The organism is Shewanella sp. SM101 (assembly GCF_025654465.1).
GTDB classification, from domain to species: domain Bacteria; phylum Pseudomonadota; class Gammaproteobacteria; order Enterobacterales; family Shewanellaceae; genus Shewanella; species Shewanella oncorhynchi.
Genome location: NZ_JAKKRH010000134.1, coordinates 1 through 890, shown reverse-complemented (window position 1 = coordinate 890; position 890 = coordinate 1). Strand labels below are relative to the sequence as shown.

At 43.4% G+C, this 890-nt stretch carries 1 protein-coding gene and 2 rRNA genes; 2 read left to right on the top strand and 1 reads right to left on the bottom strand.

Features of this window, described 5'->3' with window-relative positions; translation table 11 throughout:
- Both L5M38_RS24245 and rrf read left to right on the top strand, forming a co-directional pair.
- Positions 1-225, top strand: a 23S ribosomal RNA gene (locus tag L5M38_RS24245); the annotation flags it as partial.
- Between the two features lie 186 nt (positions 226-411).
- A 5S ribosomal RNA gene (gene rrf, locus L5M38_RS24240) occupies positions 412-527 on the top strand.
- Positions 528-661: 134 nt separating this feature from the next.
- On the opposite strand, the gene L5M38_RS24235 is transcribed toward rrf, so the two are convergent.
- The coding region (locus L5M38_RS24235; protein WP_263176513.1) for a transposase at positions 662-890 on the bottom strand (229 nt) is incomplete at its 5' end.

Here is an 890-nt window from a genome sequence, read left to right as displayed (position 1 = left end):
CCGCTGGTGTTCGGGTTGTCATGCCAATGGCATTGCCCGGTAGCTACGTTCGGAATCGATAACCGCTGAAAGCATCTAAGCGGGAAGCGARCCCTAAGATGAGTCATCCCTAGGAATTTAATTCCTCTAAAGAGCCGTTCGAGACTAGGACGTTGATAGGCATGGTGTGTAAGCGTTGTGAGGCGTTGAGCTAACATGTACTAATGACTCGAGAGGCTTAACCATACAACCCAGATGGGTTTTACAAAGAAGCCTTAGACAGAATATCGACACTTGATGAAGTGGTCATAAAATGCTCCTGCATTTATGACATCAAGTACATCCTTGTACTTGTTGAACTCAAACAAAGCAAATCAGCTTTCCGAATTATTAACGTGGTCCAGAGATGGACACGGTAATAAACAGAATTTGCTTGGTGACAATAGCCTTGTGGAACCACCTGATCCCATCCCGAACTCAGAAGTGAAACGCAAACGCGCCGATGGTAGTGTGGGGTCTCCCCATGTGAGAGTAGGTCATCGCCAAGCGCCTAATTATCTCATTGAGATGTAATCAAGCCAGCTGAATAAGCTGGCTTTTTTGCGTCTGTAATTTGTAGAAATTAGTCCATTTTTCTTTCAACTTGCATGTTTCTCCGCTATTTTTATACCAATTACATTAATTAACTGGTCAAAATTGTCCACGGTCTAGTACACAATTCTATCACTCTTGCTTTCTTCTCAATGAAGGTATTCCATGCGATAGAGCACTGTTCGACAATATCGTCATAACCACTAAAACAACGATTGGCCAACACATTTTGACGCAGCCATTGCCATACCTGCTCTATTGGATTCAACTCCGGTGAATAAGGTGGCAACTTGAGAAGCGTCAGATTATCAAAGTCATCG